This window comes from Sphingomonas sp. TF3 (genome assembly GCF_003985085.1).
GTDB lineage: Bacteria > Pseudomonadota > Alphaproteobacteria > Sphingomonadales > Sphingomonadaceae > Sphingomonas.
Window position 1 is genome coordinate 1 of record NZ_RWKS01000065.1, and the last position, 2,607, is coordinate 2,607.

At 61.4% G+C, this 2,607-nt stretch carries 5 protein-coding genes; 4 read left to right on the plus strand and 1 reads right to left on the minus strand.

Annotated elements, in window-relative coordinates:
• The first annotated feature begins 138 nt into the window (after positions 1-138).
• From EJC47_RS20760 to EJC47_RS20770, 3 genes are read left to right on the plus strand one after another with little or no spacing between them, the layout of a single operon-like run.
• On the plus strand, positions 139-387 hold the full coding sequence (locus EJC47_RS20760) for a helix-turn-helix transcriptional regulator (protein WP_126849586.1): 249 nt from the start codon (positions 139-141) through the stop codon (positions 385-387).
• On the plus strand, positions 384-890 hold the full coding sequence (locus EJC47_RS20765) for a hypothetical protein (RefSeq protein ID WP_126849587.1): 507 nt from the start codon (positions 384-386) through the stop codon (positions 888-890). The genes EJC47_RS20760 and EJC47_RS20765 overlap by 4 nt, the downstream gene beginning before the upstream one ends.
• The gene (locus tag EJC47_RS20770) at positions 887-1,393 is read left to right on the plus strand and encodes a hypothetical protein (RefSeq protein WP_126849588.1); all 507 of its coding nucleotides are present in this window, start codon (positions 887-889) and stop codon (positions 1,391-1,393) included. The genes EJC47_RS20765 and EJC47_RS20770 overlap by 4 nt, the downstream gene beginning before the upstream one ends.
• Here EJC47_RS20770 and EJC47_RS20775 read toward each other — a convergent pair whose 3' ends face one another.
• A complete protein-coding gene (locus tag EJC47_RS20775) occupies positions 1,394-2,002 on the minus strand; it encodes a recombinase family protein (protein WP_126849589.1) in 609 nt (202 codons plus the stop codon).
• A 94-nt stretch (positions 2,003-2,096) separates the two neighbouring features.
• Here EJC47_RS20775 and EJC47_RS20780 point away from each other — a divergent pair.
• The coding region (locus EJC47_RS20780; protein WP_148110567.1) for a DUF4158 domain-containing protein at positions 2,097-2,607 on the plus strand (511 nt) is incomplete at its 3' end.

The window sequence follows — 2,607 nt, forward strand, 5'->3', positions numbered from 1 at the left end:
GAGGTCGGTTCCGGCTGAGGGCGGAATGACACTCTAAGCGCGGGACAGACTAAATTATAGCGACGCGGCTCATTCGCGAGCGCCATTCGAACAGCACAAGAATGTTGTGTAAACACAACGTACGTGTATGTTTGCGTTGTGAATAACCGAATCGCCTTGTTCCGTAGCGATCGCTCCGTGTCACGCCGCGAGCTGGCGGAGGCGGTGGGCGTCAATCCCCAGACGATCGGTTATCTCGAACGTGGCGACTACAATCCCAGCCTCGAATTGGGGCTGAAAATCGCCGCCTATTTCGGGGTGCCGGTCGATCTCGTTTTCTCGCTGGCCCCCTTCCCCTCGCTTACCGAAACGCTGCGGGGTTCTCTCGATCCAGAGGATGTCGCATGAGCTATCGCGACGGCTATGATTTCCGCAAATGGTATGCGGGCAGCATGCGAAAGCGCCCACGCCGCTATTGGGTGCGGTGGGGGCTGACCGTTGGCCTTGCCTTCGTTTTGGCGATCCCCGTTCTCACGATGGTCAGCACCGCCGATCGTAGCATCGTCATGCCAAATGTCATGCCGATGAGCATACTGCTGTTCATCAGTTCGCTTTCCTCGCCCTTTACCAGGGAGGCGTGGCTTAGTCCGCGCGGTTTCGCGACCTATGACGAGTTCGAACGCAATGCGCTGTCGGCGGCGATGCATCGGGCTTACCTGATCGACGTCATCGCGGTTGGCGCGGTGTTCCTATGGCTAATGGCTGCGAGCAGGGCGAACTGGCCTAGCCCGACGACCAGCAGCCAATGGGGCACCATCGGCTACGCCACGGTCATGACGATGCTGGCGCTGCCCATCATCTTCGCCGAATTCATGGTGCCGATGCCTGACCCGGAGGATCAGCCTGCATGACCCGAAAAACCCTGCTTGAAAGGCTCGATAGTCTGGTTGGTTGGACGGGCATACCGGCACTTAGCCAACAACCACCTCGTCGCCGGCCATTACGCTGGCCAGCGACGGTTGCACTGGTTCTGGCCTTTGGAGGCGCTATCATCGCGACGATGCAAGGTGTCATCAGCAACGGCTATTCGATCGGTTATGCCGCTCTGATGGTAGGTTTTGCGATCGGGAATTTCACCAATATATTTGGCCCGTTGAAACCTCCTGCTTCGCTCGTCGAACGTGTCGATGAATGGGACAGATCTGCGCGAGCGCAGGCTTATCTCGTGACCTTTGGCGTTTTTGCGGCGACTGTCTTCGTGGGACTGTTCGTGATGCTGTGGGCCATCGCCTTTGCGCCGACATCATTATCCGCCAAGCCGATCCTTATTTTACTGTTTCTGTTGATGACGATCCTGACCACGACCCCCACCGCCTATGCGAGCTGGCGGTGGCGCTGGGATGATGATCGCTGATCAAGCATCATCTGTTCGTGCCCGCCCGACAATTGCGGCAACGGTGTTCTTGCTGAGGCCGAGGTCGCGCGCGATCCAGCGATAGCTGCGGCCCTCGACGACAAGCGCCAATACCTTGGGGGCAAGCCGATCGGACTTGGGGCGGTCGCCGGTCTGCCGCCCGAGCGTGCGGCCCCGCGCCCGCGCAGCGGCGAGGCCGGACCGAACCCGCTCGCTAAGCATGTCGCGCTCGAACTGCGCGATGCCGGCGAGCATCGTCGCCATCATTCGGCCGTGTGGCGTATCGACCTCGAAGGTCATGCCACTCATCGCGACGACCGATACCCGCCAGCCCGACAGCCGGTTGAGCGTATCAAGCAGGTCCTGTGTCGAGCGTCCCCAGCGGCTGAGTTCGGTAACGAGGATCGCATCAATGTGGCGTGCCTGAGCCAGCTTCATCACTTCGCCGCGTGCCGAGCGGTTGGCCTTCATCCCCGAGGCTGTTTCGCGGAAGACCTCGACCACCTCATAGCCGCCACGCTCGGCAAAACCGGCCAGGTCGCGGAGCTGCCGCTCGCACGACTGGTCGGCTGTCGAGACCCTGGCGTAGATGGCGGCGCGCTGTCCCAATTGAACCTTCCTGAAATCAGGCCTCGAAAACCCTTGATCTGCGTAGGGTCAGTGTTGTCCAAAACAGACTTCTGTTCAACAGGGACACTGCCGCATGCCGAGACGCCATATCCTGAGCGCGCGGCAACGGTCGCTGCTGCTCGACCTCCCGACCGACGAGGCATCGCTGCTGCGGTATTACATCCTGGCCGATGACGACCTGATCCACATCGATCGACGACGCCGGCCAGAGAACCGGATCGGCTTCGCACTCCAACTCTGCGCGCTGCGCTATCCAGGACGGATGCTGGTCCCGGGCGAGGTGATCCCGCTCGCCGTGTCGGCCTTCCTCGGCGCCCAGCTCGGTATCACCGGTGATGCGCTCATCCGCTACGCCGTCCGGCGCCAGACCCGCCAGCAGCATATGGAGGTGCTGCGCTCCATCTACGGGTACAGGACGTTCCCCGGTCAGGGCGCGCCAGCACGGGCTTTCCGTGACTGGCTGTTCGCCGAAGCCGAGCAGGCGCGCTCGAACGATGACCTTGCCCGGCGCTTCATCACCTGCTGCCGAAATACCATGACCATTCTGCCGGCGATCACGACGATCGAGCGCCTGTGCGCGGATG

What these genes read in the sequence shown, in the direction of transcription:
- EJC47_RS20765 (WP_126849587.1), top strand. Translation starts at nt 384, where the DNA reads ATGAGCTATCGCGACGGCTATGATTTCCGCAAATGGTATGCGGGCAGC.
- EJC47_RS20770 (WP_126849588.1), top strand. Translation starts at nt 887, where the DNA reads ATGACCCGAAAAACCCTGCTTGAAAGGCTCGATAGTCTGGTTGGTTGG.